This is a genomic window from Tardiphaga sp. 619_E2_N8_4 (assembly GCF_051810905.1).
Lineage (GTDB): Bacteria > Pseudomonadota > Alphaproteobacteria > Rhizobiales > Xanthobacteraceae > Tardiphaga > Tardiphaga robiniae.
This window is the reverse complement of the sequence record NZ_JBPWQJ010000001.1, coordinates 3,417,297-3,443,267: the sequence shown is the minus strand read 5'-3', so window position 1 is coordinate 3,443,267 and position 25,971 is coordinate 3,417,297. Positions and strand designations below refer to the sequence as shown.

The 25,971-nt window shown below is 61.4% G+C and carries 27 protein-coding genes; 15 read left to right on the top strand and 12 right to left on the bottom strand.

Translation table 11 applies throughout. The features are described 5' to 3' along the window. Window positions 1–111 precede the first annotated feature (111 nt). Window positions 112–621 carry a His-rich protein BRANT gene (locus AB8A23_RS16390; RefSeq protein WP_439058948.1) on the bottom strand — a complete coding sequence of 170 codons (510 nt, stop codon included), beginning with the start codon at window positions 619–621 and terminating at the stop codon, window positions 112–114. Between the two features lie 67 nt (window positions 622–688). On the opposite strand from AB8A23_RS16390, the gene AB8A23_RS16385 reads away from it, so the two are divergent. The 5 genes from AB8A23_RS16385 to AB8A23_RS16365 all read left to right on the top strand — a co-directional run bounded on the left by AB8A23_RS16385 (window position 689) and on the right by AB8A23_RS16365 (window position 4,892). Continuing rightward, window positions 689–1,249, top strand: coding sequence for a tetratricopeptide repeat protein (locus tag AB8A23_RS16385; RefSeq protein WP_120286901.1), 561 nt, complete (start codon window positions 689–691; stop codon window positions 1,247–1,249). 115 nt (window positions 1,250–1,364) lie between these two features. Beyond that, complete coding sequence (locus AB8A23_RS16380; RefSeq protein ID WP_439058950.1) at window positions 1,365–2,753, top strand: serine hydrolase domain-containing protein; 1,389 nt, start codon at window positions 1,365–1,367, stop codon at window positions 2,751–2,753. Between the two features lie 122 nt (window positions 2,754–2,875). Then, a complete protein-coding gene (locus tag AB8A23_RS16375; protein ID WP_093762060.1) occupies window positions 2,876–3,655 on the top strand; it encodes an NAD kinase in 780 nt (259 codons plus the stop codon). Window positions 3,656–3,742: 87 nt separating this feature from the next. After that, window positions 3,743–4,288, top strand: a complete 546-nt coding sequence (locus AB8A23_RS16370; RefSeq protein ID WP_068731951.1) for a response regulator — start codon at window positions 3,743–3,745, stop codon at window positions 4,286–4,288. A gap of 22 nt (window positions 4,289–4,310) precedes the next feature. Next, window positions 4,311–4,892 (top strand): Hpt domain-containing protein, encoded by a 582-nt coding sequence (locus AB8A23_RS16365; protein ID WP_439058952.1) that lies wholly within the window; start codon window positions 4,311–4,313, stop codon window positions 4,890–4,892. A 168-nt stretch (window positions 4,893–5,060) separates the two neighbouring features. On the opposite strand, the gene AB8A23_RS16360 is transcribed toward AB8A23_RS16365, so the two are convergent. Both AB8A23_RS16360 and AB8A23_RS16355 read right to left on the bottom strand, forming a co-directional pair. Beyond that, a complete protein-coding gene (locus tag AB8A23_RS16360) occupies window positions 5,061–6,233 on the bottom strand; it encodes a DUF2336 domain-containing protein (RefSeq protein ID WP_093762054.1) in 1,173 nt (390 codons plus the stop codon). Between the two features lie 296 nt (window positions 6,234–6,529). Beyond that, window positions 6,530–7,522, bottom strand: coding sequence for a transglycosylase SLT domain-containing protein (locus AB8A23_RS16355; protein WP_439058953.1), 993 nt, complete (start codon window positions 7,520–7,522; stop codon window positions 6,530–6,532). 226 nt (window positions 7,523–7,748) lie between these two features. Between AB8A23_RS16355 and AB8A23_RS16350 the strand changes: the two genes are divergently transcribed. Then, complete coding sequence (locus AB8A23_RS16350) at window positions 7,749–8,435, top strand: hypothetical protein (protein ID WP_439058954.1); 687 nt, start codon at window positions 7,749–7,751, stop codon at window positions 8,433–8,435. A gap of 18 nt (window positions 8,436–8,453) precedes the next feature. Here AB8A23_RS16350 and hisI read toward each other — a convergent pair whose 3' ends face one another. Next, on the bottom strand, window positions 8,454–8,894 hold the full coding sequence (gene hisI / locus AB8A23_RS16345; RefSeq protein WP_231080212.1) for a phosphoribosyl-AMP cyclohydrolase: 441 nt from the start codon (window positions 8,892–8,894) through the stop codon (window positions 8,454–8,456). A gap of 103 nt (window positions 8,895–8,997) precedes the next feature. Further along, the gene (gene folE / locus AB8A23_RS16340; RefSeq protein ID WP_089264896.1) at window positions 8,998–9,720 is read right to left on the bottom strand and encodes a GTP cyclohydrolase I FolE; all 723 of its coding nucleotides are present in this window, start codon (window positions 9,718–9,720) and stop codon (window positions 8,998–9,000) included. A 487-nt stretch (window positions 9,721–10,207) separates the two neighbouring features. Between folE and AB8A23_RS16335 the strand changes: the two genes are divergently transcribed. Both AB8A23_RS16335 and AB8A23_RS16330 read left to right on the top strand, forming a co-directional pair. Further along, window positions 10,208–10,738 (top strand): hypothetical protein, encoded by a 531-nt coding sequence (locus AB8A23_RS16335; RefSeq protein ID WP_439058956.1) that lies wholly within the window; start codon window positions 10,208–10,210, stop codon window positions 10,736–10,738. 339 nt (window positions 10,739–11,077) lie between these two features. After that, on the top strand, window positions 11,078–11,542 hold the full coding sequence (locus AB8A23_RS16330) for an iron-sulfur cluster assembly scaffold protein (protein ID WP_320444788.1): 465 nt from the start codon (window positions 11,078–11,080) through the stop codon (window positions 11,540–11,542). A gap of 11 nt (window positions 11,543–11,553) precedes the next feature. Here the strand turns inward: AB8A23_RS16330 and AB8A23_RS16325 are convergent, their stop codons facing one another. Continuing rightward, a complete protein-coding gene (locus AB8A23_RS16325; protein WP_439060509.1) occupies window positions 11,554–12,492 on the bottom strand; it encodes a hypothetical protein in 939 nt (312 codons plus the stop codon). A gap of 237 nt (window positions 12,493–12,729) precedes the next feature. Between AB8A23_RS16325 and yidD the strand changes: the two genes are divergently transcribed. Beyond that, window positions 12,730–13,068, top strand: coding sequence for a membrane protein insertion efficiency factor YidD (yidD, locus tag AB8A23_RS16320; RefSeq protein WP_184518145.1), 339 nt, complete (start codon window positions 12,730–12,732; stop codon window positions 13,066–13,068). Here yidD and AB8A23_RS16315 read toward each other — a convergent pair. Then, entirely contained in the window at window positions 13,065–13,499 is a 435-nt protein-coding gene (locus AB8A23_RS16315) for a DUF3574 domain-containing protein (RefSeq protein ID WP_439058958.1), read from the bottom strand. The genes yidD and AB8A23_RS16315 overlap by 4 nt on opposite strands. Window positions 13,500–13,638: 139 nt before the next feature. Here AB8A23_RS16315 and AB8A23_RS16310 point away from each other — a divergent pair, with 139 nt between their 5' ends. Beyond that, entirely contained in the window at window positions 13,639–13,965 is a 327-nt protein-coding gene (locus AB8A23_RS16310; protein WP_093762042.1) for a GrlR family regulatory protein, read from the top strand. Here the strand turns inward: AB8A23_RS16310 and AB8A23_RS16305 are convergent. Continuing rightward, entirely contained in the window at window positions 13,962–15,086 is a 1,125-nt protein-coding gene (locus AB8A23_RS16305) for an MFS transporter (protein WP_439060510.1), read from the bottom strand. The genes AB8A23_RS16310 and AB8A23_RS16305 overlap by 4 nt on opposite strands. 197 nt (window positions 15,087–15,283) lie before the next feature. On the opposite strand from AB8A23_RS16305, the gene thrS reads away from it, so the two are divergent. From thrS to AB8A23_RS16290, 3 genes are all read left to right on the top strand, one after another. Next, window positions 15,284–17,317: a threonine--tRNA ligase gene (thrS, locus tag AB8A23_RS16300; RefSeq protein ID WP_439058960.1), complete on the top strand. Its 2,034-nt coding sequence runs from the start codon at window positions 15,284–15,286 to the stop codon at window positions 17,315–17,317. A 4-nt stretch (window positions 17,318–17,321) separates the two neighbouring features. Then, the gene (locus tag AB8A23_RS16295; RefSeq protein ID WP_439058962.1) at window positions 17,322–17,534 is read left to right on the top strand and encodes a hypothetical protein; all 213 of its coding nucleotides are present in this window, start codon (window positions 17,322–17,324) and stop codon (window positions 17,532–17,534) included. 124 nt (window positions 17,535–17,658) lie between these two features. Beyond that, a complete protein-coding gene (locus AB8A23_RS16290) occupies window positions 17,659–18,225 on the top strand; it encodes a nitroreductase family protein (RefSeq protein ID WP_439058964.1) in 567 nt (188 codons plus the stop codon). Window positions 18,226–18,232: 7 nt separating this feature from the next. On the opposite strand, the gene AB8A23_RS16285 is transcribed toward AB8A23_RS16290, so the two are convergent. Both AB8A23_RS16285 and AB8A23_RS16280 read right to left on the bottom strand, forming a co-directional pair. Further along, entirely contained in the window at window positions 18,233–20,701 is a 2,469-nt protein-coding gene (locus tag AB8A23_RS16285; protein ID WP_439058966.1) for a putative bifunctional diguanylate cyclase/phosphodiesterase, read from the bottom strand. Between the two features lie 232 nt (window positions 20,702–20,933). Further along, on the bottom strand, window positions 20,934–22,004 hold the full coding sequence (locus AB8A23_RS16280) for a hypothetical protein (protein ID WP_374725648.1): 1,071 nt from the start codon (window positions 22,002–22,004) through the stop codon (window positions 20,934–20,936). A 226-nt stretch (window positions 22,005–22,230) separates the two neighbouring features. Between AB8A23_RS16280 and AB8A23_RS16275 the strand changes: the two genes are divergently transcribed. Beyond that, a complete protein-coding gene (locus AB8A23_RS16275; protein WP_170849844.1) occupies window positions 22,231–23,283 on the top strand; it encodes a patatin-like phospholipase family protein in 1,053 nt (350 codons plus the stop codon). An 11-nt stretch (window positions 23,284–23,294) separates the two neighbouring features. Here the strand turns inward: AB8A23_RS16275 and AB8A23_RS16270 are convergent, their stop codons facing one another. After that, on the bottom strand, window positions 23,295–23,723 hold the full coding sequence (locus tag AB8A23_RS16270) for a CBS domain-containing protein (protein WP_093762031.1): 429 nt from the start codon (window positions 23,721–23,723) through the stop codon (window positions 23,295–23,297). 237 nt (window positions 23,724–23,960) lie between these two features. Beyond that, window positions 23,961–24,734, bottom strand: a complete 774-nt coding sequence (locus tag AB8A23_RS16265; protein ID WP_439058968.1) for a rhomboid family intramembrane serine protease — start codon at window positions 24,732–24,734, stop codon at window positions 23,961–23,963. 588 nt (window positions 24,735–25,322) lie between these two features. Here AB8A23_RS16265 and AB8A23_RS16260 point away from each other — a divergent pair. Further along, complete coding sequence (locus tag AB8A23_RS16260; protein WP_089264908.1) at window positions 25,323–25,880, top strand: PAS domain-containing protein; 558 nt, start codon at window positions 25,323–25,325, stop codon at window positions 25,878–25,880. Window positions 25,881–25,971 lie beyond the last annotated feature (91 nt).

Genomic DNA, 25,971 nt, shown 5'->3' with positions numbered 1-25,971 from the left:
CCTGCCGCACCTCAGGGATGTTATGCATCCCAGGGGATAGGTGCAGCAGGCCGGCCGTTGAAACTCCGCGATCGCGGCTGGGCAATATGAGGCCGCGACCGCGGAGCCCCCTCAGCCGCGCTTGTGCGCGACTGTGGTCTGGATGGCGGTGTGCTTGTGAACTTTGTGAACGCTCATCTTCTTGTGGAAGCGATGATGAGGACGGGCATGGCGGTGATGATGGCGGACCATTTTCGCATTTGCGTTCAGCACGCCGGGCTTGGCCTGCACCTTGTTATCGGCCGACGTCACCGGCTTGGTGATCGGCGCCGGCGTGGTCTTGGCGATACCGGCAGCCATCGCGGGAGCGGCAAGCATGGAAACTACGATCAACGCGGTGGAAATTTTCTTCAACATGGTCGTCTCCTGTCGGTCTCGATCACGAAGTTGACCGGTCGGTTGGCCGGGCTTGTCGATCAATGCAGTCAGACTAGCGACGCTGCGCTGAACCCACTCTGAGGAAGCCGGACAGGCTTCGTTCATCTCGGTGACATCCTCGTCATGATCGGCTGGGTCAGGCGTCCTGCCCCAAGTCTGTTGCCACAAGTCTGCTCCCATGCCGGCAAAGGCGGGAATGAACACCCACGCCCGGTGTTCACAACCTGAGACTTCCGTGTCAGATTATTGCTGTTGCAAACAGGAGCGCTGCATGACCCACCTCGCGATCAGGCTGACGACGCTGGCAATGTTTTCCGTGGCCGTTGCCGCCACGCCCTTCATGACCTCGGCCTATGCCGCAGGCGGCGATACGCCTTCCGCACCGCCGGCGTCCGACACCAAGGGCACCAAGGACAAGAAGAAGAAAACCGAGACCAGGAATCCGAACAGCGAGAATACCGCGTTCCTCGCCAATTATCGCGCGGCCTATGCCACGGTCTATGACAAGCAGGACTACACGGCCGCCATCGCGCAGCTCAAGGCGCTCGGCCAGGACGACCGCGCCGATGTCGCCAACCTGATCGGCTACTCCTATCGCAAGCTCGGCGACTACAAGGTCTCGCAGATCTGGTACGAGCGCGCGCTGAAGGCCGACCCCGCCCATGTCCGCACCTGGCAGTATTACGGCTTGTGGCAGGTCGAACAGGGCAACCGCGATCAGGCGCAGTATCATCTCAACAAGATTGCTTCGCTGAGCGGCAAGGACTCCGCCGAATATAAATCGCTCGCTGCTGCGCTGGACAAGGCGCCCGGCTCCGGTCCCACCTACTGATCCCATTCGCGGATCAGTCAGCCGGCGCAGTCCTTCGGATTGCGCCGGCTTTGTTATGGCTGAGAGATCAGCTCATATTCGCGGCTGCGACGCTCTCCTCACATTGAGACCTCTGATGGATCCCTGGCTGAAGCCCGCGCTCGACTACATCCACGACTGGCTCTCATTCCAGATGGCAACGACGCAGCAACCCGGCTGCCTCGTCGCCATCGCGCATCGCGGTAAGATCGTTGCTGAATATGCCTTCGGTCACGCCAACCTCGCGACCGGCGAGAAGCTGACGCCGCGGCATCGCTTCCGGATCGCCTCGCATTCCAAAAGCTTCACATCTGCCGGACTGATGAAGCTCCGCGAGCAACGCAAATTGCGCCTCGACGATCCCGTTGGCGACCATGTGAAAGGCCTGCATCCGCAGGTCGCTGCAACGACTATCGGACAATTACTGTCGCATAGCGCCGGCCTCACGCGCGACGGCGTCGATGCCGGGCAGTTCATCGACAGCCGCCCCTATCTCGACAAGAAGGAGCTATTGTCCGAGCTGCAGCAACCGCCCGCGATTGCGCCCGGCACGCGGCTGAAATATTCCAACCATGGCTTTGGCCTGCTCGGCCTCGTCATCGAAGCTGTCACCGGCGAGCCCTATCGCGACTGGATCAGGCGCGAGATCATTGATGCGGTCGGCCTGCGCGAGACTCAGCCCGACATGCCGCTGACAAAGGGCGCGCCCCTCGCACAAGGTCATACGCCGCGGCTTCCGCTCGACCGCCGTCTGGTCATTCCCGGCGACACGCCGTGCCACGCCATCACGCCTGCTGCGGGCTTCGTCAGCACCGCAGCCGACATCGCGCGCTTCTTCGCGCAGCTTGCACCCAATGCAAAGCACAGCGTGCTGTCTGCGGCGGGCCGGCGTGAGATGACGCGGCGGCACTGGCGCAATCCGCACGCAACTATCGAGAGCTATTACGGCCTCGGCACCATGAACGGCACCACCGCCGGCTGGGACTGGTTCGGCCACAATGGCGGATTTCATGGCTATATCTCGCGCACCGCCGTGATCCCGGCCTGCGAGCTGACGATCTCGGTTTTCACCAATGCCACCGACGGCTGGGCGCCCATCTGGGTTGATGGCGCCATGCATATCCTGCGCGCATTCGCCCAGCGCGGCGCGCCGCAGAAGCGCGTCCGCGACTGGACGGGACGCATGTGGACCTCATGGAGCGCGTTTGATCTGGTGCCCATCGGAGACCGGGTGCTGGTCGCCACGCCTCAGGCGATCAATCCCTTCATGGACGTCGCCGAGATCGAGGTGACCGGCAAGGACAAGGGCACGATCGCCGCGGCCGCGGGTTATTCCAGTTATGGGGAAGCAGTCCGGAGGGTCCGTGGCAAGACCGGGAAAGTGACCGAGGTTTGGCTCGCCGGCAGCAAATTAAGGCCCGAAAAGGCGGTCGCGGAGGAGCTGACCCGCAAATATGGAGCAACCGGGCGCCGCTCGCCCCGTTAACGATGCGGCGCTCCCTGCAGCCCGGCCGTCTCAAAGACCTGCTATCCTTTCGCTCGACAAGCCCCAGCGAGGTCGGCTAGACGACCCCGCGCAATCACGCAGCATGAGCCGGCGATCCCCTGATGAACCCGTCCAAGCGCTATGACCGGATCGCCTTCGTGGCCAGTACCAGCGGTGAAGCGCAGGCAGCGCTCGACCAGCTGACGCAGCTCTATGGCAATGCCGATCCGGAAACCGCCGATATCATCGTCGCGCTGGGTGGCGACGGATTGATGCTGAAGACGCTGCATGACTTCATGCGCACGGGCAAACCGATCTACGGCATGCATCGCGGCACCGTCGGTTTCCTGATGAACGAGTTCTCGACGCTTGATCTGCATGCGCGCCTCACCGCGGCGCGCGAGACGCTGATCAACCCGCTGCTGATGCGCGCCACGGACGTCCATGGCGGCGTACACATCCATCACGCCATCAACGAGGTCTCGCTGTTTCGCCAGACGCATCAACTGGCGCGCCTGCGCATCCTCATCGATGAACGCGAACGGATGGCCGAACTTGCCGCCGATGGCATCCTCGTGGCGACGCCGGCCGGCTCGACCGCCTATAACCTGTCGGCGCAGGGTCCGATCCTGCCGATCAATGCCGCGCTGCTGGCGCTCACGCCGATCAGCGCGTTCCGCCCACGGCGCTGGCGCGGCGCACTACTTCCCAATACGGCGATCGTCGCGATCGAGGTGCTGGAAGGCGAAAAACGCCCGGTGGCCGCCGTCGCCGACAACGAGGAAGCCCGCGACGTCCGGCGGGTCGAAATCATCTCCGACAAGTCGATCTCGATGCGCATGATGTTCGACCCCGGCCACAGTCTGGAAGAACGCATCCTGAGCGAACAGTTCGGATATTGAGGCGCCTGCCCGCCTCAACCATTCGTTAAGACGCAGCGCGGTATGGTTAACGTCGGGTAACGGTCCCAGCCCGGTTCGAGCCGCATCATGTTCCGTATCGACTTCAACAAGCTGCGTTTTCTGGTCTGCGACGACAATCCGCACATGCGGCGCATCCTGCGCACGCTGCTGCATTCGTTCGGCGCCCGCGAAGTCTATGAAGCCGAGGACGGCGCCACGGCGCTAGAAATGTACAGCCATTACGTGCCGGACATTGTGATCGCCGACTGGGCGATGCCGATTTTCGACGGGCTAGAACTGGCGCAGATGATCCGGCAGCCGGATTCCAAGGGCAATCCCTACGCGCCGATCATCATGCTGACCGGCCATTCCGAAAAACGACGCATCACCATGGCGCGCGATGCCGGCGTCACCGAATTTCTGGCCAAGCCGATCTCGGCCAAGGGCCTCTATCTGCGCATCATGAGCGTGGTCGCGCATCCCCGCCCCTTCATCAAGACGAAGAACTATTTCGGGCCCGACCGCCGCCGCAACACCACCGTCGCCTATATCGGACCGGAACGCCGCAATGGCGGTGAAGCCGAGGTTCTGCAGCAGCCGTCGCTGCTGGATAAAGCCCGTGTCACTGGCTAGCGCAATGTTCGGAGAAACGACCATGGCCAAGAACAAAGCGCCGGCGCCGCCGAGGGTGCAGGCTTTCGCCGATCACCAGGTCATCACGCCGCCGAACACGCTGAAGCACGCGATCCGCCGTGTCATCGATCGCGAGCTCGACGATCCCGTGGCGCGCGCCGAACAGGCGCTGGCCAATCTCTCCGGCGAGTTCAAGACCTGGATGCGCAGCGAATGCGACCGCCTTGCCGCAGCACATGCCGCGATCCTGAAGAAGGGCTTCGATACGCACACCCGCGGTGAGCTGTTTCGCGCCGCTCACGACATCAAGGGCGACGCCTCGACCTTCGGCTTTCCTGCTGCTGGCGTCGCCGCCGAAAGCCTGTGCCGGATTCTCGAACACGCCCCCGATCTCGATGCGGTGCCGCCGGATCTGATCCAGCACCATATCGATGCGATCCAGGCCATCGTGCGCGAGCACAACACCATCGAGAAGGCCGGCGTGGCCAACGAACTCAGCGCCCGCCTGCGTGCTGTTGCGGATGACTATCTGACGGTCGTCAATCGGGATCGGCCGGACCATCTTGAGATGATCTCGGCGCCGAGCATCGTGCCGAAGGAATAGCCGTTCTCAGTCGTCATTCCGGGGCAGCGCGAGCCGCGCAGCGGATTGAGCTGAACCCGGAATCCCGGCATGGGAGTCTCCGACAGCGCCAAACATATCGGGATTCCGGGTTCGCGTTCCGACGCCTTCGGCGTCTTCTCGCGCTCCGGAATGACTCGCTCTGTGAGCCTACGCCGCGATCAGCTGATACTCGTCGCGCGCATTCGCCTGCTCTGCCAGCTCATCGCAGAACACCCGCGCTTCCTCGCGGGCCGATTCCGTTGCGAAACGCCGCAGCAGGATCAACAGCGGCTCGGACGCCGCCTCGTCGGTTTCGCAAACCGTCAGCACACGCTCAACCATGCGACGACGCAGCCGCACGGCGCCGCCGACAGAGCCGATGAAACCGATTTCATTGCGCGCAGCCAGCGCGGCGCGGAAGGCAGGGAATGTCGACTCCGGCAGGCCTGCGCGGGCAAGCAATGCGTTCAGCCCGGCACCGACGCCGTCATAGACCAGCGCGGCCACGCGGCTCTGCGGCAGGCCGGACAGCTCCACCAGCGCCTGGTCGAACAGGTCGAGATTGCCCGACAGCAGGGCGCGGAGGATCAGGCCGACGGTCAGTTGCCCGGCTTCGCGCAGGTGATGGACGAGATCGCGCATCTCGTCGCCGCGCGAACGCGACGCAATATTGACCGTGGAGCGCGCCATCGCCTCGTCGGCAATGCGCTCGGCACGATCCGGCGACAGCCAGTTACGCGCAACGACAAAGCGGGTCAGTGTTTCGGAGAGCTTGGCCACCAGCGCGAGACGCGTCGTGGCTGGCAGGTCGCCAAGGGCCAGCATCGCTTCGCGGATGGCGGCGAGATGACCGTGACGCTCGACGATACGGTCCCAGGAGAATTGCGCCAGTTCGGCATACGGATTTTCAATCAGTTCGAGCGCAGCCGCGGCAGAGCCGACTTCGGCAATGGCGGCGCAGATCGAGATCGGCAGATTGATGCGGCGCGCGACCGCGCATTGCAGTTCGCTGTTACCGGTGGCGACGATGTCGACCAGATCGGCATCGATCAGCAGCGGCGAATGTTCGAGCACCGGCAGCGACACGCAGGGCTGATCCACCGACAGCGCCTGCACGATGGCCGGGGGCGCCGACGGCGCGCGGGCAAACACCTGCGCCATGGCCTGGCGCACCAGCGGCGATGCATCATCGAGCAGCATCAGCAGCGCGCCTTCGGCGGCAGCGCGATCGTCGTCTGAAAGATCAGAAAAAATCCAGGCCCGCGCCAAAGAGCGCGTTGCCTCTGCCCGCTCGCTGGCTGGAGCGGTCCGTACCCAACTGATGAACTGCCGAACAATCATGGTTCTGCCAGCCTACGCAACAAGATCAACACCGAAACGCGATGCCACTGTCAGAGAAAATAAACCGTCCCACTTAACAAACGGTTCACCATAAGCTTATGGGTTTGTTGAGGTTTTATTAAGGGATCGGACACGCGGGGAAATCTGTGGCTCCCGGTGAATATCACACACTCCGCCCTCATCCTGAGGAGCGCGCCCTTGCGCGCGTCTCGAAGGATGGCCGCTAGCGGCGATGCCTGCCAACAGCTCATGGTTCGAGACGGCGCTGCGCGCCTCCTCACCATGAGGGGACGGAGCTAACTACTAAAAGTCCCGGCGCGATCGCTGAACAGATCGAGCGGCTTGGGCACGCCGACTTCAGGTGCCTTCGGCAGCGACGTGGACGTCAGTGACGTGCGGTTGCCCCACAATTCCTGTACGGCCGGCGACACAGGTTGCGCACGATCACCGCCCTGGAACAGCGACCGGAAAATCGGCTGTTCCTGCACGGCCGTCGACGACGACTGATCGGATGCAAAGCTTGCGACCTGCGCCGTGCTCAGATCCGGGAAGCGCGACAGGAACGTCGCATTGCTGGACGGCGTCAGTGGCGAGACTGCCTGCGCCGTCACCACACCCGCGGATGCCATCGCCGTCCGCGTCGCCGTGGAATTCGCAGCACTGTCATAGCGCGCCGACAGCACCGAATAGACCTGCGACACGCTGCGCGCGCTGCCGCTCTGATCGTAGAAGATTGGCCGGTTTGCTGCGGCGGCATTCGGAAACAGTGCAGCGCCCGATGCGCTCGGATTGTTCGCCGCATTGTTGATCAGCTTCGATGCACCACTGACGCCCATGAAATGCGCCATATAGAGTTCGGCATCGCTCGGACGACGACCGATCTCGCCCGTGAGTTTGAAACTGTTGGACTGCGTCAGTACGCCAGCCATCGCTGAACTCGCGACGGGATCGTCACGCAGTTTCAGGATCTCGGCCTTCGCAGCCGGATCGCTCACCGAATAACTGCCCGACGGCGACTTGGTGATGGCGTCGGCATATTTGCCGTAGCCGAGCTGCGTGCCGGCTTCCTTCACGGTGCCGAGCCAGGTCTGTTCGATGAACTGGAACAGGCCCTTGGCCGAGGACGTCGAAGCCGTGGCCGAGGGATTGAAATTGGATTCCATCTTGGCAGTGGCGAGCAGATATTCGAAGCTCGTACCCGTAGTACCGGCAGCATTCTTGATCGCGCCGGTCACCTGACTGCGCGTTGACGAGAGTGCTGATGCGAGGTTGGTCGCGTCGACCGCCATAGTGAGGTGCCCCGCTGCCGCGACATGACCACCGGGAATCGTGCCCTGTCAGCCCTGCGGAAGCCGCGGACACAGTGGGACATTCATGGTTAACGAAACGCTAAGGCGGTTTTGGCGCCCAACACCTCCATCCTTGGTTGCATATTTTACAGAGCATTAACGCGAGGGTGTTTCCGTATGTGTCTGACGGAGATTCGCTCCGTCGGCAGCGGGAATGGAGCTCACGATGGTTGCGGTCGCAAACGCGAATTCGACATCGACCCAACCGCGGGACAAAGCGGCCCCCGCCGCCGTTGCGCCCGCCAAGCCATCCGTCTCATCCGACAAGCCTGCATCTGCGCCGTCAGCCCCTGCCGCCTTCGTATCGCTGTCAGACCGCGCCAAGGCGATTATCGAAAAGGCCAAAGCCGATCAGGCCGCGACCGAAGGGCTCACCGATACATTCGACGAAATGCTGACAAAGCGGACCGACGCCCTGGCCGACCGCCTTTCCAAAGCATTCGAGAAAATGAACATCCCGCCGGAATATGCGACCCACATGAAGGTCGACAAATTCGGCAACGTGACTGCCGAAGGCCCCTGGAAAGCCAAGATCGAGAAGATGTTCAGCGACGATCCGGCGCTTGCCAAGGAGATGAAGGAAGTCTCGGGCCTGAATGCCCTGAAGGCGGCGCAAGCTTCGCTCGATCTCTATAACGAGCAGAAAAAATCGACCAATAGTGAAGCGAAACAGGCGGAAGCCTGGAAGAACTACAATATCCGTTCGATGAACATCCAGACCCTGTCTGGCGTCATGACCATGAAGGACGGCAAGCTCCGGTCGGCGGCCGTCGATTACATGAACATGATCGCCGATCCAACCGGCATCAACGCCGCCGAATCCCGGCAGGATTTTGCCAGCCGGCTGGCGTAACCCAGGATCGGAGCCAGTTCAGCTTCCGTAGACCGACGCCGGATCGAACACCTTGTCCGCATCGATGAACGACACCTTCGCTGCCCCACCCTCGCCCTTGGTGATCGCGCGGTAGAAACATGAGCGACGGCCGGTGTGGCAGGCGGCTCCGCCGATCTGCTCGACCTTGATCCAGATCGCATCCTGGTCGCAATCCATCCGCATCTCGACCACGCGCTGGGTCTTGCCCGAGCTCTCGCCCTTGCGCCATAGCGCCTTGCGCGAACGGCTGTAATACCAGGCATCGCCGGTTTCGATAGTGTTGCGCAGCGCCTCTTCATTCATATGCGCCACCATCAACACGTCGCCATTCGCCACGTCGGTCGTCACGACGGTAACGAGACCGGCAGCGTCGAATTTCGGCGTGAGCACGAGGCCTTCTTCGAGATCATGGCTGTGCGCGTGCGATGTATTGGACACGGGAAAATCTCTCGCTGTGGTCGTCAAACGAAAATCGGGCGCCTGATGCGCCCGATACTCTAGCAGCAAATCACGATCGTCGCGCGATCAGCGCGACGTGGGTTTAGCGCGACATGGACTGGATCATCGACATGAACCGCGCCTGCTCGGCAGGATTGTCGCGGAAATTGCCGGTGAAACGCGTGGTGAAAGTGCGTGAGCCTTCCTTGCGGATACCGCGGGCCGACATGCAGGTGTGCTCGGCCTCGACCATCACCGCAACGCCGCGCGGCTTCAGCACTTCATCGACCGCGGCAGCCAGCTGCGCGGTCAGATGCTCCTGGGTCTGCAGCCGATGGCCGAAGATGTCCACCAGACGCGCCAGCTTGGAAAGACCGACGACGCGCTCCACCGGCGTATAGGCAATATGCGCCTTGCCGTAGAACGGCATCATGTGATGCTCGCAATGGGAGACGAAGGCCATGTCGCGGATCAGCACGAAATCGTCATAGCCCGCGGTCTCGCCGAAGGTTCGATTCAGAACCTCGGCCGGGCACTGATGATAGCCCTGGAACAGCTCGTCATAGGCCTCGACCACGCGGCGCGGGGTGTCCATGAGGCCTTCGCGCTGCGGATTCTCGCCGATATAGGCGAGCAACGTCTGCACGGCCTGCTCTGCCTCGGCGCGCGAGGGCCGCAGCTGGTCGGGATTTACCGCCGCAGCCAAAAATTCGGCGGGATCGAGCTCCGCCGGCCGGAATTCCTGCACTTTGCTCTCGGCAGATCTGACTTCAGAAGATTTGCCATCCGGGGATTTGCCGCGAAGCGGCTTGATCACAGCGTCCATCTTTACTCCGTTCGACCGGCCCCACGGGAGGCCGGAGTGTCACCGGGCAGACGGGGCGGCAAGGCCGCCGGACGCCTGAGTCCGTCAATAAAACATCGTCTTGCGACAATAACACCGAGGCCGCCGAACTGAATTCTCAAATTCCGGCGATCTGGAGAACGCCCGGCGCTCTGTTCGCCGGGCTCCGCCCTATATAGTGGACCATTACGACTGTTGCCAGCCATCAGGCTGCCCACTCATCACATTTAAATCGTTGGTCTTTTTCCTATTATTCCCAGCACGCCATTCAAGGGCAATGCGGGCAGTTCCCATGTGAGCCTAGGGTGATGACCCGATACTTCAGAACGGCACGGAGGAACAATCTTGGCAGCGCGCATCGCGTCAAACAGCTCCCCGCGCGACTCTTTTGGAGGACGCTGGTTCGGAGGGAGGTGCGAGAAACAGCGCGAACGATCCGTAACCCAGGCATTGGTTGGAGGAAAAGGCGATGGCGGCATCCTGCAAGTATGAAATCAGCATTCTGAAACACGACGAGCAAGAAATCGTTCTTGCTACTCATCATCCCGCCATCGGCGAATTAACGCGCGACAAGCTGGAGAGCCTTCGTTCGAGGCTAAGGGATTTTCATGGCAAGGAGCACACCCTAGCGCGGCATCGACAGCGCGAAGCAAGAGGAAAAGCCGACCCGCGGGGCACCAGCTTTTCGGGAACAGCCGAGCATGCAACTCAGCGCAAGCAAGTCTTCGTTGCTGCTATAAAACGCGTTAGCAAGGAGCTAAAGCGCCTGCAGAACTTCGAAGCGAAAAAGGAACTCGGAGAGGCCGCCAGGCGCGCATTGGCCCTGCGACGGGCACAGCAATTCTCTCGACCGCAGAATGATCTTCGCCCTGGTGAAGGAATGCGCTCCATCCCGAGCCGGCGCCGGAATATCAAGATTCCTCCTTCACGGATTGGGAGGGTGTCGCAGGCGAACAAGCGCGCGCAGGCTCGGCGCGATGTCAGCCGCGGAAGCGATTAAGCGGCGTGGAGGGATCCGAGATTCTTTTTTGTCTGTCCCAAGGACGAGCGCCGGCTGATCGATAGCATCAAGCCTTTGGGCCTGTTCCCATCACGGATCGCATGTGATCCGATCGGCGTGCCTTCTTTCTGAAGATGTTGGGCGGTCGCTAGAGCGTCCCTACCTGACGGGGACGGCTGCGACGTGCAAAATCCGTGCGTCGCCAAAAACATAACTGCTCACAGACCATTGAAACTGCTGATCTTTTATTTCATGGAATGGACGCTATATAAAGTCCAGTTCCTCGCGCGCCAAAGACGTGATCCCGGTGACCGATGGCACAGTTAAGGTCCGAACCAGATGCTGAACGACATCTATAACAAGCGCATCATCGAGCTCGCCGGTAACATTCCCCGGCTGGGCCGCCTCCCTGCCCCCGATGCGTCAGCCACCGCCCATTCCAAGCTTTGCGGATCGACCGTCAAGATCGATCTCATGATGGATGCCGATGTGGTCACCGACTTCGCCCATGACGTGAAGGCTTGCGCGCTTGGCCAGGCCTCGTCGTCGATCATGGCGCGTCATGTGGTGGGCTCGACGGCCGAAGAATTGCGTGCACTGCGCGAGACCGTGCGCAAGATGCTGAAGGAAAACGGCGCACCGCCGTCGGACGGAAAGTGGGCAGATATCGCCCTGCTCGAACCGGTGCGCGACTACAAGGCGCGCCACGCCTCGACGCTTCTCACATTCGATGCGGTCGTGGACGCCATCGGGCAGATTGAAGCCAAGTCAAACGCCAAGGCCAGCCAGCCGACGCCGGCATAACGCTAGCGGGGCTATTTCCCTGACGGTGCCGATGCGACGCCGCCAGTCGGCACCGAGGCCTCGGCCGTCTTGGTCGACTTCGTCGAAGACACGACGGGCGCCGAAGCGACCGGGGTGTTTTCATTCTCCGGCCCGCTCACGAAACGATCCTGTACCGACTTCGGCACCAGTGATGCGACCGGCGCCTGCTGCTCGCGAGGCTCGGGCAACACATCACCGACACTATGGCTGGTGACCAGATTGGTCAGCTTCAATTCGGCTTCCGTAAGCCGATGTAGATCGTCCCACGGCGGCACGCTGAGCGACAATGACAAGAGATCGCCCGTGCCTCCCATGTCGAAGGTGTATTTGGCAAGACGGCCGATATCCCGCTCGACGATCATCAGATCATTTGCCGTATAGCTCGCAGCCTTCGGGTCGTCGGCGCGGTCGCCCATCCAGATTTGATGGACGCGCACAAGGGATTCTTCGGCCACATAGCGGGTCTTGCCCGCCAGCAGCAGGAACACGCACATGGATTCGCAATAGGCCTGCGGCACGACCGCCGGCTTCATGACGCCCGAGGTTGATTGCAGGTCGACCGTGATACCGACTGTGGTGCGCAGACCAAGCTTGCGCCAGCGCCGGCCCATGGTGATGGCGTCATTGACCGAGCCGCCGCTGGAATCCAGCACCACTGTCGCGTCAGTCAGATCGCGGCCTTTGGAAAATTCGTCGAAATCCCTGACGGTGTCGCCGGTGACAATCCCCACCGCGCCGATCCAGCCACGGCAATTCGGCTCGCAGGCAACCCAGGTGAACCGCATCGGGAGTTTGCGTTCTTCGAGGACGGCTGCAGCTTGGGCAGACGACGCGACCGAAGCCAGCAGGCCGGCCGCGAGTCCGGGAAGAACGATGCAAAAGGCCGCGGCGCGAAACAGCGCCGAACTACCTGATCGAAGCGACCTCATACGTCCCAAGTCGGTTCCTTCCCCGCACTCTCATGAGCAATGGCAACGGCCCCAAACAACGCTCATGATTCTGTCACACGGGCGTTACGTGAAAACCTAACGGGCTTCGCCGCAGCGTCCAGTTACTTTTGCTGCACTGCATGCGATAAATTGGCAGGTGTGTCTCCAATGCATAAGTAGATGGGTTCCATGCAAAGGAACCGGGCAAAACCCGGCTGATCTGATAGCAATCCGACCATGAAACATTCATCCATGTGCCCGAACTGCGCCGGTACTATTCAACGGCTGCCGCGCAATGCCGGTCGCGGCATGATCTGGATATACCGCCACACGCTGTCTCCGCTCGTCGGCTACAATTGCCGGCACCTGCCAACCTGTTCGGTCTATGGCGACGAAGCGATCGAGCGCTACGGATTGTGGGCCGGCGGCTGGATGACACTGGCCCGGCTGCTCCGCTGCCAGCCATGGGGCACGTCGGGTATCGATAACGTGCCGGCCAAGCTGTCGCCCGATGCCCGTTGGTATACACCGTGGCGCTACGCGCGCTGGCGCGGTGTCAATGACGGCGCAAACTAGAAGCTTACGCAGGCATTGCCGACCTTCGTGAGCACGGACTGCTGACTGAACTGCCGCTTATAGCTGTCCGCGATGGCAACGAGATCGGCACGTTTCTGAGCGTCGTCGGCGAAAGTGATCAGAACGACCTTTGCCCTTTCGCGGACATCAACTTGACGCACGCCGTCGCGCCACTGCCCATCTCCATCAATGACGGTGAGACCATCGGGAAAGCGGGGTGTGATTTCCCTTGCTACGAAATTTGCAAATGCAGATTCGCTGATACCAGGCCGATCGCCAATGTTGCGGCCAAAGATCATCTCCGCAGACACCATGATGCGCGACGGCGGCAGACAGGCTTGCGGCGGCAGCCATGCACAGCCGCTCATCAGCACACTGACTGTTAATGTAGCAATGCATGCGGAGAACAGTTGGCGGATATGTCGCGGCACGCCGAACCTCAAATTATCAAAGCTATTTTTACAAAATGCCTACTGGTGGGATTGTTGAATAACATTTGATACCATAGGGTGCCGCCACTTCATCTCGCCAAATTCATCTTCACTTAACATCACTGCCCGGGGCACTCAGGTGGAAGACGGCCTATACGAAGTACATTTTCATACTATTCATGGCACCGGGACCGGCGTCGTCTATGCAATCGGCGGAAAGCTGCGCGGCGGCAACTCCGCTTTCGCCTTCATGGGCAACTATCAAAACAGAGGCGAGACCATCTCTGTCAAGGTGTCATCGAAACGCTACAACCCGGATCAGAGCTTCAAGTCGGTGTTCGGCTTTGAAGGTGTCACACTGGCATTGACCGGTCGCGTCAATGGCGACCTGCTCGATTTCGAAGGCAGTGCGCTGCAATTGCCCGGCGTGCCGTTCAAGGCGCAACTGACCCGCATCTGCGACTAAGCGACACGTCCCGACATTTTACGGCTGAACGCGATGGCCACCAGTGCCGTCGTCAGGAAACCCATCGCGACAAACCCCGACGCGTGGAAGTATCCGCCGGCGAACAGCGCGCCACCGATGCCCGATCCAATCGCCTGGCCGACATAGAGCATCGATGTATTGAGCGAGACCGACGCCGCACCGGCCGACGGTGCCGCCATGATCAAGCGGACCTGCTGCATCGACGTGATGGCGCCGAAGCCGAGCCCCCAGATCGCGACGCCGAGCGCCATCACGGGCAGATGGCCTGCGCCGAGCGTCCAGACCGTCATGCCGGCCAACACCAGCGATGTCGATAGAATCGAGGTTCTCAGCGGCCCCCAGCTATCGACGATCCGCGTCGCCGTCATGATGCCGAGAAAACCGCAGACGCCGTAGATCGCGAAGACGGATGCCGCTGCATCGTGCCCTGCGCCCGCGAGACGTTCGAGCAGCGGCGCCATGAAGGTGAAGATCGAGAACTGCCCGGCGATCTGCAGCATGGTGATCGACAGCAACAACAGCACGAGCCGGTTGCGCGCCAGCGACGACCAAGTGCTGAGATCCACAGGCGCGCCGAACAGCCCGCGCGGAATCCGCCACACCAGCAACACGAGACTGATACAACTCATTACGCCGACGCAGCCATAGACCTCGCGCCAACCGAAGCGGCTGGCGATGAAGGTCACCAGCGGCAGACCAACCGCAGCAGCAAGGGTCCAGCCGAGAAAGACGTAAGCGACGCTGCTGCCCCGCTTCTCCGGCGGCACCAGCATGCCGACCACGCCTGCCGCCTGCGGAGTATACGGTGCCGCAGCGATGCACATCACCAGGCGGATAGCAAGCAGCACCGCATAGTTGGGCGCAAGGGCCGAAGCGAGATTGCACACGGCCACGACCGCGATGACGCCGATCAACATGTGTCGCCGCTCGATCCGGCTGGTCAGCCACGACATCAGCGGCGAGCAGATGCACAGCATCACTGCGCCGAAGGTGATGAGCAGTCCTGCCTCGCGGATGGTGACGCCGAGGCCGGCCGACAATTCACCCAGCATCGCCGTCGGCCCCAGCAGGCCGATGCCGGTGACGAAATTGCCGATCATGAGTGCGGTGGGGGCGTAAGGGCGGGAGACTGTCAAGATATCGCATCTTATGGATGCAACTGCATGCAAGTCAAACCTGCAAGCCAAGCGTGCAAATCAGATCAGCCAGACTGGTGTTGCAACGCCCGAATCGGCTGCTATACCGCTCGTCCGCTTACCTGCGCCCGTGTGCAGGAGTGAGCCACAGGAGAGAAGACATGACAGAGAATGAAGGCTCGGGATTCAAGTTCGGCCTCGCCAACCTCACCCCCGCCGAAACCAACAATATCACCGTTACATTCCCTGATGGCGCCAAGCGCGAATTTGCGAAGGGCACCACCGGTTTCGAGATTGCCAAGGGCATCTCGCCGTCGCTGGCCAAGCGTACCGTCGCGATGGCGCTGGACGGTACCGTCTCGGATCTCTCCGATCCGATCGACGACGACGCCAAGATCGATTTCATCAACCGCGACGACCCCCGCGCGCTGGAGCTGATCCGGCATGACGCGGCGCACGTGCTCGCCGAAGCCGTGCAGACGCTGTGGCCGGGCACCCAGGTGACCATCGGTCCGGTGATCGAGAACGGTTTCTATTACGACTTCTTCCGCAACGAGCCATTCACGCCCGAGGACTTCGGCGCGATCGAGAAGAAAATGCGCGAGATCATCGCGCGCGACAAACCGTTCACCAAGGACGTCTGGGATCGCGAAAAGACCAAGCAGGTATTCCGCGACAAGGGCGAAGCCTTCAAGGTCGAGCTGGTCGACGCCATTCCCGGCAACGAGCCGATCAAGATCTACTACCAGGGCGACTGGTTCGACCTCTGCCGCGGCCCGCATATGACGTCGGTCGGCAAGGTCGGCAATGCCTTCAAACTGATGAAGGTGGCCGGCGCCTATTGGCGTGGCGACAGCAACAATCCGATGCTGACGCGCATCTACGGCACTGCCTTCGCCAAGCAGGAAGACCTCGACGCGTATCTGAAACAGATCGAGGAAGCCGAGAAGCGCGACCACCGCAAACTGGGCCGTGAACTCGACCTCTTCCATTTCCAGGAAGAAGGCCCGGGCGTCGTGTTCTGGCACCCAAAGGGCTGGACCATCTTCCAGGCGCTGATCGCCTATATGCGGCGTCGCCTCAATGGCGACTACAGCGAAGTCAATGCGCCGCAGATCCTCGACAAGGTGCTGTGGGAGACCTCCGGTCACTGGGAATGGTACCGCGAGAACATGTTCGCGGCGCAGTCGGCCGGCGACGAAGCCGAGGACAAGCGCTGGTTTGCGCTCAAGCCGATGAACTGCCCCGGCCACGTGCAGATCTTCAAGCATGGCCTCAAGAGCTATCGCGACCTGCCGCTGCGCCTTGCCGAGTTTGGCGTGGTGCATCGCTATGAGCCATCGGGCGCCATGCACGGCTTGATGCGCGTGCGCGGCTTTACCCAGGACGACGCCCATGTGTTCTGTACCGAGCAACAGCTCGCCGACGAATGCCTCAAGATCAACGATCTGATCCTGTCGACCTATTCCGACTTCGGCTTCGGCGACATCGTGGTCAAACTGTCGACGCGGCCGGAAAAGCGCGTCGGCACCGACGAGATGTGGGATCACGCCGAGCGCGTGATGGCCACCGTGCTGTCGGTGATCGAAAGCCAGTCCGGTGGTCGCATCAAGACTGAGATCAGCCCCGGCGAAGGTGCGTTCTACGGACCGAAGTTCGAATATGTGCTGCGCGACGCCATCGGCCGTGACTGGCAGTGTGGCACCACGCAGGTCGACTTCAACCTGCCGGAGCGTTTCGGTGCGTTTTATATCGACGCCGACGGATCGAAGAAGGCGCCGGTGATGGTGCATCGCGCGATCTGCGGTTCGATGGAGCGCTTCATCGGTATCCTGATCGAGCACTTCGCCGGCAACTTCCCGCTCTGGCTGTCGCCGGTGCAGGTGGTGGTCACCACGATCACCTCGGAAGGCGATGAATACGCCAAGGTCGTCGCCGCGGCCGCACGCAAGGCCGGCCTCCGCGTCGAGATCGATCTGCGCAACGAAAAAATCAACTACAAGGTCCGCGAACACTCGCTGGCCAAGATTCCTGCTCTGCTCGTCGTCGGCAAGAAGGAAGCCGAAACCGGCCAGGTCTCGGTGCGCCGTCTCGGCAGCGATGGCCAAAAGGTGAGTTCGCTCGAAGAAGCCCTTGCCGCACTGGTCGACGAGGCGACACCGCCCGACGTGAAGCGCGCACTGGCAGAGGGCTGAGCCGATGAGCGACGATGAAGAGATCGAGATCGAGGCCTATCCGCTCCGATCCTATCAGGTGATCGCCGATCCCAACCGGCCGGACGTGGTCGCGCTGGCATTCGAGACTGAGCGTGGCCATAGCCTCTATCTGGCCTCGCGGGCCGTGCTGGAGGATCTGGGCCGTGATCTGCTGGACCGTGCCTCCAAGATGCCGGAGCACAAAACGGTCGGTTGAGCGGATGCCCGCGATCACAATCCGTCTAAATGAGCAGGGCCCGCCTCGTGGCGGGCCTTTTCGCATGGTAAGCGGTCATTCAAATCCTGCAAATTCTGCGCATCCTCATCTGTGAGAACTGCCCGTGTCCGACATCATCGACTTCCTGAAGACCCGCCGCTCCGTCAAGCCGCGTGAAATGACCGGCTCCGGCCCCTCATCCGCCGAACTCGAAACCATCCTGACCATCGGGGCACGGGTGCCGGACCACGGCAAGCTGGCGCCGTGGCGCTTCATCATTTTCGAGGGCGACGCCCGCAAACGCGCCGGCAACGTCATCGCCACCGTGTTCGCACGGAAGAATCCCGATGCACCGGTCGAAGATATCGAGGCGCAGAAACACAAACTGACGGAAGCGCCGCTGGTGATCGGCGTGGTGAGCATCATCAAGCCACATCCGAAGATTCCGCCATGGGAGCAGGAACTGTCCGCAGGTGCGAGCTGCTTGAATATTGTGTCGGCCGCCACAGCCATGGGTTATGGCGCCAACTGGCTGACCGGTTGGATGGTCTATGACCGTGACGTGCTCGAAGGCCTCGGCCTCGTCGCCAATGAAAAACTGGCCGGCTTCATCCATATCGGCGGCAAACCCGACAAGGTGATCGAGGACCGGCCGCGGCCGGAACTCAAGGACGTCGTGACCCGGTTCTGAACCGGATTTACGCAGCCTGGGACGCCTGGCTGCCGAACCGGCGCAGCAGATTCTCGATTTCCGAAGCCGGCTTGGCAGGGCTGAACAGAAAGCCCTGCACCTCGTTGCACCCTTCTGCACGCAGCCAGTCGAGCTGATCAATCGTTTCGACCCCCTCGGCCGTCGTGGTGATGTTCATGCTGCGACCGAGTCCTGAGATCGCGCGTACGATGGCAACGCAATCCGGCCGCTCGATCAGATCTTTCACGAAAGACCGGTCGATCTTGATCTTGTCGAACGGAAAACTCCGCAGATAGCTCAGGCTGGAATAGCCGGTGCCGAAATCATCCATCGAGATGCGGACGCCCAGCGCGCGCAGTTGATGCAGGATCGCAAGATTGGCCTCGGTTTCCGCAAGAAACACCGACTCGGTGATTTCCAGCTCCAGACGATGCGGCGACAGGCCGGAATAAGCCAGCGCGGCAACAACGACCTGCACCAGGTTGCGACTGCGGAACTGCACCGGCGAGAGATTGACCGCGACCTTGATATCGTCCGGCCACTTGGCAGCTTCGGCGCAGGCCTTGCGCAGCACCCATTCGCCGAGCGTGACGATGAGGCCGATATCCTCGGCGACCGGGATGAAATCGGCCGGCGAGATCATGCCCTTTTCGGGATGTTTCCAGCGCAGCAGCGCCTCGAATCCGGTGATGCGATCGGCGGCCAGATCGACCAGCGGCTGGTAATGCAGTTCGAAGTCGCCATCGGCGAAAGCGCTACGCAGATCGAGCTCCATGTCACGGCGCTTCTGCGCCTGACGATCCATCTCGCGCTCGAAGAAGCGATGCACGCCGCCACCTTCGGACTTCGCGCGGTACAATGCCATGTCGGCATTGCGCATCAGCTCTTCGCTGGTATCGCCATCGCCCGGTGACATGGCGATACCAATGCTGGCGCCGATCACGACCTCGACGCCGTTCATGTCATAGGGCGCGCTGATGATCTCGATCAGCCGCGCGGCAAAATCGTTGGCTTCGTTGGGTGTGATATAGGCTGCCAACACCACGGCAAATTCGTCGCCGCCGAGCCGGGCTGCGAGATTGTTGCCGCGGACCTCGGCGCGCATCCGCGCGGCGACCATCTTCAGCAGCCGATCCCCCATCGGATGACCGAATGAGTCATTCACGTTCTTGAACAGGTCGAGATCAATGCAGAGAACCGCGACATGTTTGGTCGGATTGTCGTGATCCAGCGCCTGGGCCAGACGCTCCTGATAAAAAACACGATTCGGCAAATCCGTCAGCGCATCGTGATGCGCCATATGCGCCACACGCGCCTCGGCCTTGCGACGCTCGGTAATGTCGACGACAGCCACGAGGAAGCCGTCGCGGCCTTCGAACATCACGCGGCGGCCATAGGTCAGCACCTCGATCTCGCTTCCGTCGGCCTTCAGGTGGCGCCAGTTGCGATCCGACTGATAGATATCTCCGAGCTGCATCAGCGCACGCGTGTGGAGCTCCCATTCATCGCGCGGCCAGATTTCCTTGAGTTGCATGCGCAGGAAAGTGGCGCGATCGTATCCGTAATGCGCGACAGCCGCGTCATTAACGCTGAGAAAATCCATCGTCTCGGCATCGAACACCCACATCGGCATCGGATTGCTGTCGAACAGCAGCCGGAACGAGGCCTCGCGGCGCTTAATATCGGTGACGTCAGACACAGTCAGCGACACCAAGTCGCCAAAAGCGGTGGCGCTGAGCCGAAGGTTGCGATCATCGCTGTCGATTTCGAGCTGACCGCTCTGGCCATTGGCGATCATGGACAGCAGCCATTTCGTCACGCTCGGCAGCGACAATGCGTGGCCGCCTGCACTCAGCTTGCGCCACTGAAGGTCGGTGGGTGATACTTTCAGCAGGCGCGAAGCGCCCTGATTATGATGCACGATCTGGAAGTCAAAAGCCTGGCTTGCAGAATCCCGGATTGCCGCAAGCGACACGATGCCTTCGTCCGTCGACGAGAAGATCGCATCGACCAGATTGTAACGGGTGCCCTGCTCGTTGACATAGACGCCGACCAACCGGCCACCCCAGCGTGACGCTGTCGGCAGCGCCAGAATGTCATAGGTGTGGACGAGACCGTCACGCACGCAATGCGCCACCATCAGATGAGGCCTGTTGGCCTGCAACGCGCAGTTTGCGGCTTCCGTTAGCGCACGCACGCAATCAGGCGCCAGCACGTCGAGCGGAATGTCCCAGCGATCGTCACCCAACCACTGTTGCACATAGCGGCCGCTGCGTGACACTTCGAGCGTCTCACCTTCGACCTTCAGCAGGACGATGTGATCGGCCATCCGCCCAAGACTGCCGAGCATCACTTCTTCATAGCCGGGCAAAATCTGGCCGGGACGAACGGCCGCCCGCCATTTGCGTTGCAAGGCGGGAATGTCGTCGAACAACTTGACGTCCGGGCTTCCGGATAACTGTCTGGCCGCGATCACGACATCCCCTTCGGAACACTTGTAGCGATACTTGCTATTCGGGCTATGGGGATTAACGTCATGTAAACGTTCCGCGGCCGCTGACGGCAACGACGTGTTGTAACGCGATAAACTGGCACGATGGTTAGTTGGCGATTCAGGACCATGACACGCGCATGACAATTCATTCGCGTTTGAAGCGTGTTGTCTGCAACGAGATCTGGAAGATTGTTGAGTAGCTTGCGAGCAGCAGTTAGCGCGCGATGACTTCGATCTCGCCGTCGACGCCATTCACGACATTGAAGGGGCGCTCGAACACCTTGCCTTCGTTCTTGGCGATGGCGCGATATTCGCCTTCCGCCAGCGTGACGCGCGGGAATGCGCCGATCGATTCCTTGATGACGTCGCCTGCCGGTGTGATCACTGACCATGCGGTGTTGGCCAGGGCCTCACCGCCCTTGTCGCTCACCAGCTTCATGGTGATGACCGCCGCACGATGCGTGATGGTCACGTCGGTGAGCTTGCTCGCCTGCACGCGGATGTCGGAGCGCACCACCGAATTGGCGTCGCCGTAATTCGAGATGATGTAGTAGGTGCCTTCCTGCAGCAGCACGACATCGCCGGCGGGAACACTCGGCAACAGCGGCGTGCGCTCGCCGCCTTCGAACTGGCTGCCTTTGTAGATCGAGAACGAGATCTGGTTTTGCGGAATCTTCGTGGTGCCGACGCGGCCCTCGATCCGCAATCCGCCCGCAGGGAGCACAAACGCTTCACGATCGGTCTCGGATTTGATGGTCACCGGACGAACGGCGCTCACGAGGCCCAGCGCCACATGCACCACATAACTGCCCGGCGGCAGCACGATATTCGGCGTGGCACCGCGATCCTCGCGGATTAGCTTGAAGGCACCTGTCTCGTCCGGCCGATCCGAATAGACCCGCCAGACCAGCCCGCTATTGATGACCGGCATATCCTTGCCATAGCGCGCCGTCAGCGCCAGTACGCCCTGTGCGGGCCCCGTTGGAGCAGCCTGGACCGGCGATGGCACGGGCGGTGCGACATTGGCCACCGGCGGTTGCGTCAGCGGTGCCGGCAACAGGGGGGTGGAAGCAGGACCGGACGGCGGCGCGAGGCTGATGGCCGGCCCCGATGGGACATCCGGGATCGAGCCCGGCGGAACCGGTGCCGGGCGGTCCGAAAAGAACTGTGCGGACGCTATCCGGGGCAAGGCAACAGCCTGCAGCAGAGCGAGGGCCAGCACCATGGCCAGCCGTCCGCTCCGGCCGGATGTTCGCAAATCATGGCCCCGTGCAGTCATGGTCATGCTTTTCACCCAAAACGCGACAAATTCAAGCCTTGACGCGGATGTCTCGCCGCCAGACCCACAATCGCGTGAGGCCCCCAGGAACCGGTGCACCGTGCGGTAACGGGTCGCTCTGCAGTCACATTTGGTGCCTAAACCTCGCAAACGCGACATAAATCATGAATTAGCTACCGTCTGGAATGATGGCGCAGCTGCATTTAATATCGGCTGTGTCGAGGAGCTTTGTGTGCTGGAGATTTTGATGGGGCGCGGCCAGAATGGCGCGAACGGTCGCGACAAGCCTGGTTTGGGAAGCGTTCGACGTCCGATCATCGGTCTGGCGCTCGGCGGCGGTGCGGCGCGCGGTTTCGCCCATATCGGGATCCTCCGCACTTTGCTCGCCCATGGCATCGTCCCGAACGTCGTGGTGGGCACCTCGATCGGTGCCGTAGTTGGCGGATCCTACGCCGCCGGCCACCTCGATACGCTCGAGGAATGGGCGCGCAGTCTGCAGCCCCGCAATATTCTCAGCTATCTCGACATTCGCCTGAACGGCTCAGGCCTGATTGGCGGCAACAAGCTGGCCGCACAGCTCGAAGCGTCGCTGGGCCATACGCTGATCGAAGATCTCCCGCTGAAATTCGCCAGCGTCGCCACTGAAGTTCGCACCGGTCATGAAATCTGGCTGACTCATGGTCGCCTGGTCGATGCGATGCGTGCGTCCTATGCGCTGCCGGGCATCTTCTCTCCGGTACTGGTCGGCGATCGCTGGCTGGTCGATGGCGCGCTGGTCAATCCGGTGCCGGTATCGGCGGCGCGCGCGCTGGGCGCTGAGATTGTCATCGCAGCCAATCTCAGCAATGACGTGTTTGGCCATTCGACCACGATTTTCGACCATGGCACGGGACCTGAAATGGCCGAGCCCATCATCGAAGTCGAAGAGCCCAAGCGCGGTTTCAGCAAGTTCTTCTCGGCCGAGCGCACCATGAAACGCGAATTCTTCGGTGGCGGCGGACGACCGGGCATCTCTACCGTAATGGTCGATGCCTTCAACATCATGCAGGATCGCATCACCCGCGCGCGCCTTGCCGGCGATCCGCCGGATCTCCTGATCGCACCGCGCGTTGGCCGCATCGGCTGGTTCGATTTCCACCGCGCCGAAGAAATGATCACGCTCGGCGCGCGTGCTGCAGAACGCGCCGTCGAGTCCATTCAAGAGGCGATCGAAATCCTCGCCCCCGAAGTGGCAAACTCACCTGCGCCCGTCGTTGCGCAGAAGCCGACCACTTCGCAGAGCTGAGCACGGCGGGCTCAGGCCGTCGCGATATATTCGCGTAACGCTTCCTGTTCGCGTTCGAATTCGCGCAAGCGAAATTTAACAACGTCACCGATCGAGATCAGGCCAACGACCTTCTCGTCCTCGATAACGGGCAGATGCCTGAATTTTCCGGTCGTCATCTTTTCCATGATTGCACCGACCGTATCGGCCGGTTTGCAGCCAATGACCTTGCGCGTCATCACGGCGCTCACGTCTTCATCCAGCGCCGAGGCGCCGCGCTCTCCGATCACCCGCACGATATCACGCTCAGACAGGATACCATCGATGTGGTGATGGCTCATCACCAGGACGGCACCTATTCTTCGCTGTGACAGCATCTGCACCACCGACGAGACCTTATCGTTCGGCGAGACGCTGATGATCTGGTGGCCTTTGGAATCGAGAATTGCACGTACCGTCATTGTCGCCTCCTAAGTCGACCATGCCCTTTGTCGGGCGCGGTCTTTCATTCTAGGGTCGTCAGACAGATGCAGTGTAACAGCGCAGTTCAACAGTCGTTCAGATGTGGTGATCGCACTGACACACCGTTCGCGCCGGGAACGGGATCGACCTCAAGGGCCGAACCTGCCAACGTGAGTCACCTGTCGAATACATAAGATGGATCAAATGCGTCGGCCTCGCAAGAAGCCGGTACGCGCTTAATGCAGGTCGGAGATGTCCGGAGACGACGTTTGCGAACCCGTGCGTTGCAACCTCGGAATAGGATCGAACAGCGAGAACAGCAGCAGCCCAGCGAAGAAGCCGCCGATATGCGCCTGCCACGCAACGCTCGCCCCTTCCGCGCCGATCGCAATCGAGCCGACGCCAAAGATGATGTTGACGCCAAACCAGACCGCCAGAAATCCGATCACGCGCGGATCGCGCAATGAACGCAGTAGCGGAAGCGCCGGCACCCGTGCCGCCTCATCGGCATCGCCGCGGTTAAACGACAGGAAGCTGCCGCGCACGAAGGCAAACCGGATGGCAGCCGCCATCGCGCCGGAGACCGAAGCCGAGGCGCCGATCATCGGGGCGAGTGCGTGTTCATGGGTAATCAGATGCGCGGCGGCGCCAGCCACAGCCGTCACCGCCATGAAGATGAAGAAGCGGACCGCGCCAAAGCGCCGCGCCAGCGCGCTGCCGAACGGCAGCAGCCACAACACGTTGAAGCCGATATGGCTGAGATTGGCGTGCAGCAGCGAATAGGTGACGAAACTCCAGACCTTGGCGCCATTGCCGCCGGGAAACGGCATCGACAGCAGCGTCTGGTCGTAGCGCTTCGGAATGAAACCGAAGACCTCAATGGTCCAGTATTCCAGATCCACCGGCAGCAACATGCGGATAATGTGGATCACGGCAAGCAACCCGACATAGGCCGTCAGCGCCCCCGGCAGGGTCAGGATCGGTTCGCGCGGGGGAGCGGGGGAATCCAAGGTGTCCAAGGGGATAACGGCCTGTCAGCGGCTCTGGCGAGCGATGCCCCAGATAGTCGGCTTTGCCGGTACCGCGCAAGCTCAGGATCGCCGCAGGACAGCAAACCCGCTTGAAAAGAAAAAGGGAGAGCCTCTGAGAAAGGCTCTCCCGGGTCCGTCTTGATCTTTTCCCGCGGATGGATGTCCCGGTGTGCCGGACGAGCCGACATCCCCACCCCTCCCCGCGTGACGACCAATTCTGTTTTCAGCCACCTGTTTATCGAAGCGCGTCACGAACTGCTGGAGACAGTCCGCTCCGCTCTGGAGTGAGCAGGAGACTACCGGCAATCCCCGCGTTGCCAAGCGCATGCTTAACTTAGAGTTAACGGCGAACCGGTCCACCCGCTCCGAAACCGGACGGTTAATGAGATCGTAACAATCATAGTAAACTTAACCTTAACGGCGGATACCCGCCCGAACGCGGTGGAAAACGCGCCTTCGGCATGGACGCTGCAATGACTGATCTGCACAACATGTAGCGGCGAGCGATGGATGGATTCGGGACAGAAATGTCCCCGATCCACTGCAAGCCGGGTCAGGATCAGGCGAATGAAACATCCATCCAGCCGCGCGTTCTTCGCCTATTGGGACGACAAACGCGGTTTTGCGCGCGCCCCCGATCGGAGTGAGCTGGAACCCGGCCCCGTTCGCGAGTTGCTGGGCGACATCTTCGTGCTGTCCTATGACCAGCCCGTCGAATTCCCGTTCCGCGTGGCCGGCACAAGAGTTTGTGCCCTACTCGGCCGCGACCTGAAGAACCAGCCGTTTCCGTTGCTGTTCGCGCCCGAGTGTCGCGACGAGATCCGGGACATGATCACCGTCGTATCCGAGGAGCAGCTCGTCGCCGTCGCTGGCGTGACCGCAATGACCGAATTCGGTCAGAAGGCGCATCTGGAACTGCTGTTGCTGCCATTCGCGACGCGCGCGCATTCCCCTATCAGCCTGACCGGCCTGCTGGCGCCCATGTATGAAGTCCGCGGCCGGCTCGGCGCATTCCAGCTGACGTCGTTTCGCTATCTCGCCCACCAGCCGCAGCGCTTTGCTCCGCGCGCCCTGCGCAAACTGCAGGTTGCCCGCGGCCTTATGGTCTATGAAGGACTGCGCTGAGCAGCCTTCTACGTACGCTGCCCATTATAAGTGTCGCGCAGAACAATCACGCCAACTGGTTGCGCCAGTTCGGTATTTGCTAACGCGGCGT

Coding starts and splice junctions, on each gene's coding strand:
- AB8A23_RS16260 (WP_089264908.1), top strand. CDS start 25,323: ATGAAACATCCATCCAGCCGCGCGTTCTTCGCCTATTGGGACGACAAA.
- AB8A23_RS16295 (WP_439058962.1), top strand. CDS start 17,322: ATGAGCGACGATGAAGAGATCGAGATCGAGGCCTATCCGCTCCGATCC.
- AB8A23_RS16335 (WP_439058956.1), top strand. CDS start 10,208: ATGGCGGCATCCTGCAAGTATGAAATCAGCATTCTGAAACACGACGAG.
- AB8A23_RS16350 (WP_439058954.1), top strand. CDS start 7,749: ATGGTTGCGGTCGCAAACGCGAATTCGACATCGACCCAACCGCGGGAC.
- folE (WP_089264896.1), bottom strand. CDS start 9,720: ATGGACGCTGTGATCAAGCCGCTTCGCGGCAAATCCCCGGATGGCAAA.
- AB8A23_RS16305 (WP_439060510.1), bottom strand. CDS start 15,086: ATGATCGGCAATTTCGTCACCGGCATCGGCCTGCTGGGGCCGACGGCG.
- AB8A23_RS16365 (WP_439058952.1), top strand. CDS start 4,311: ATGGCCAAGAACAAAGCGCCGGCGCCGCCGAGGGTGCAGGCTTTCGCC.
- AB8A23_RS16375 (WP_093762060.1), top strand. CDS start 2,876: ATGAACCCGTCCAAGCGCTATGACCGGATCGCCTTCGTGGCCAGTACC.
- AB8A23_RS16330 (WP_320444788.1), top strand. CDS start 11,078: ATGCTGAACGACATCTATAACAAGCGCATCATCGAGCTCGCCGGTAAC.
- AB8A23_RS16370 (WP_068731951.1), top strand. CDS start 3,743: ATGTTCCGTATCGACTTCAACAAGCTGCGTTTTCTGGTCTGCGACGAC.
- AB8A23_RS16270 (WP_093762031.1), bottom strand. CDS start 23,723: ATGACGGTACGTGCAATTCTCGATTCCAAAGGCCACCAGATCATCAGC.
- AB8A23_RS16355 (WP_439058953.1), bottom strand. CDS start 7,522: ATGGCGGTCGACGCGACCAACCTCGCATCAGCACTCTCGTCAACGCGC.
- AB8A23_RS16360 (WP_093762054.1), bottom strand. CDS start 6,233: ATGATTGTTCGGCAGTTCATCAGTTGGGTACGGACCGCTCCAGCCAGC.
- AB8A23_RS16385 (WP_120286901.1), top strand. CDS start 689: ATGACCCACCTCGCGATCAGGCTGACGACGCTGGCAATGTTTTCCGTG.
- AB8A23_RS16380 (WP_439058950.1), top strand. CDS start 1,365: ATGGATCCCTGGCTGAAGCCCGCGCTCGACTACATCCACGACTGGCTC.
- yidD (WP_184518145.1), top strand. CDS start 12,730: ATGAAACATTCATCCATGTGCCCGAACTGCGCCGGTACTATTCAACGG.
- thrS (WP_439058960.1), top strand. CDS start 15,284: ATGACAGAGAATGAAGGCTCGGGATTCAAGTTCGGCCTCGCCAACCTC.
- AB8A23_RS16325 (WP_439060509.1), bottom strand. CDS start 12,492: ATGAGGTCGCTTCGATCAGGTAGTTCGGCGCTGTTTCGCGCCGCGGCC.
- AB8A23_RS16280 (WP_374725648.1), bottom strand. CDS start 22,004: ATGACCATGACTGCACGGGGCCATGATTTGCGAACATCCGGCCGGAGC.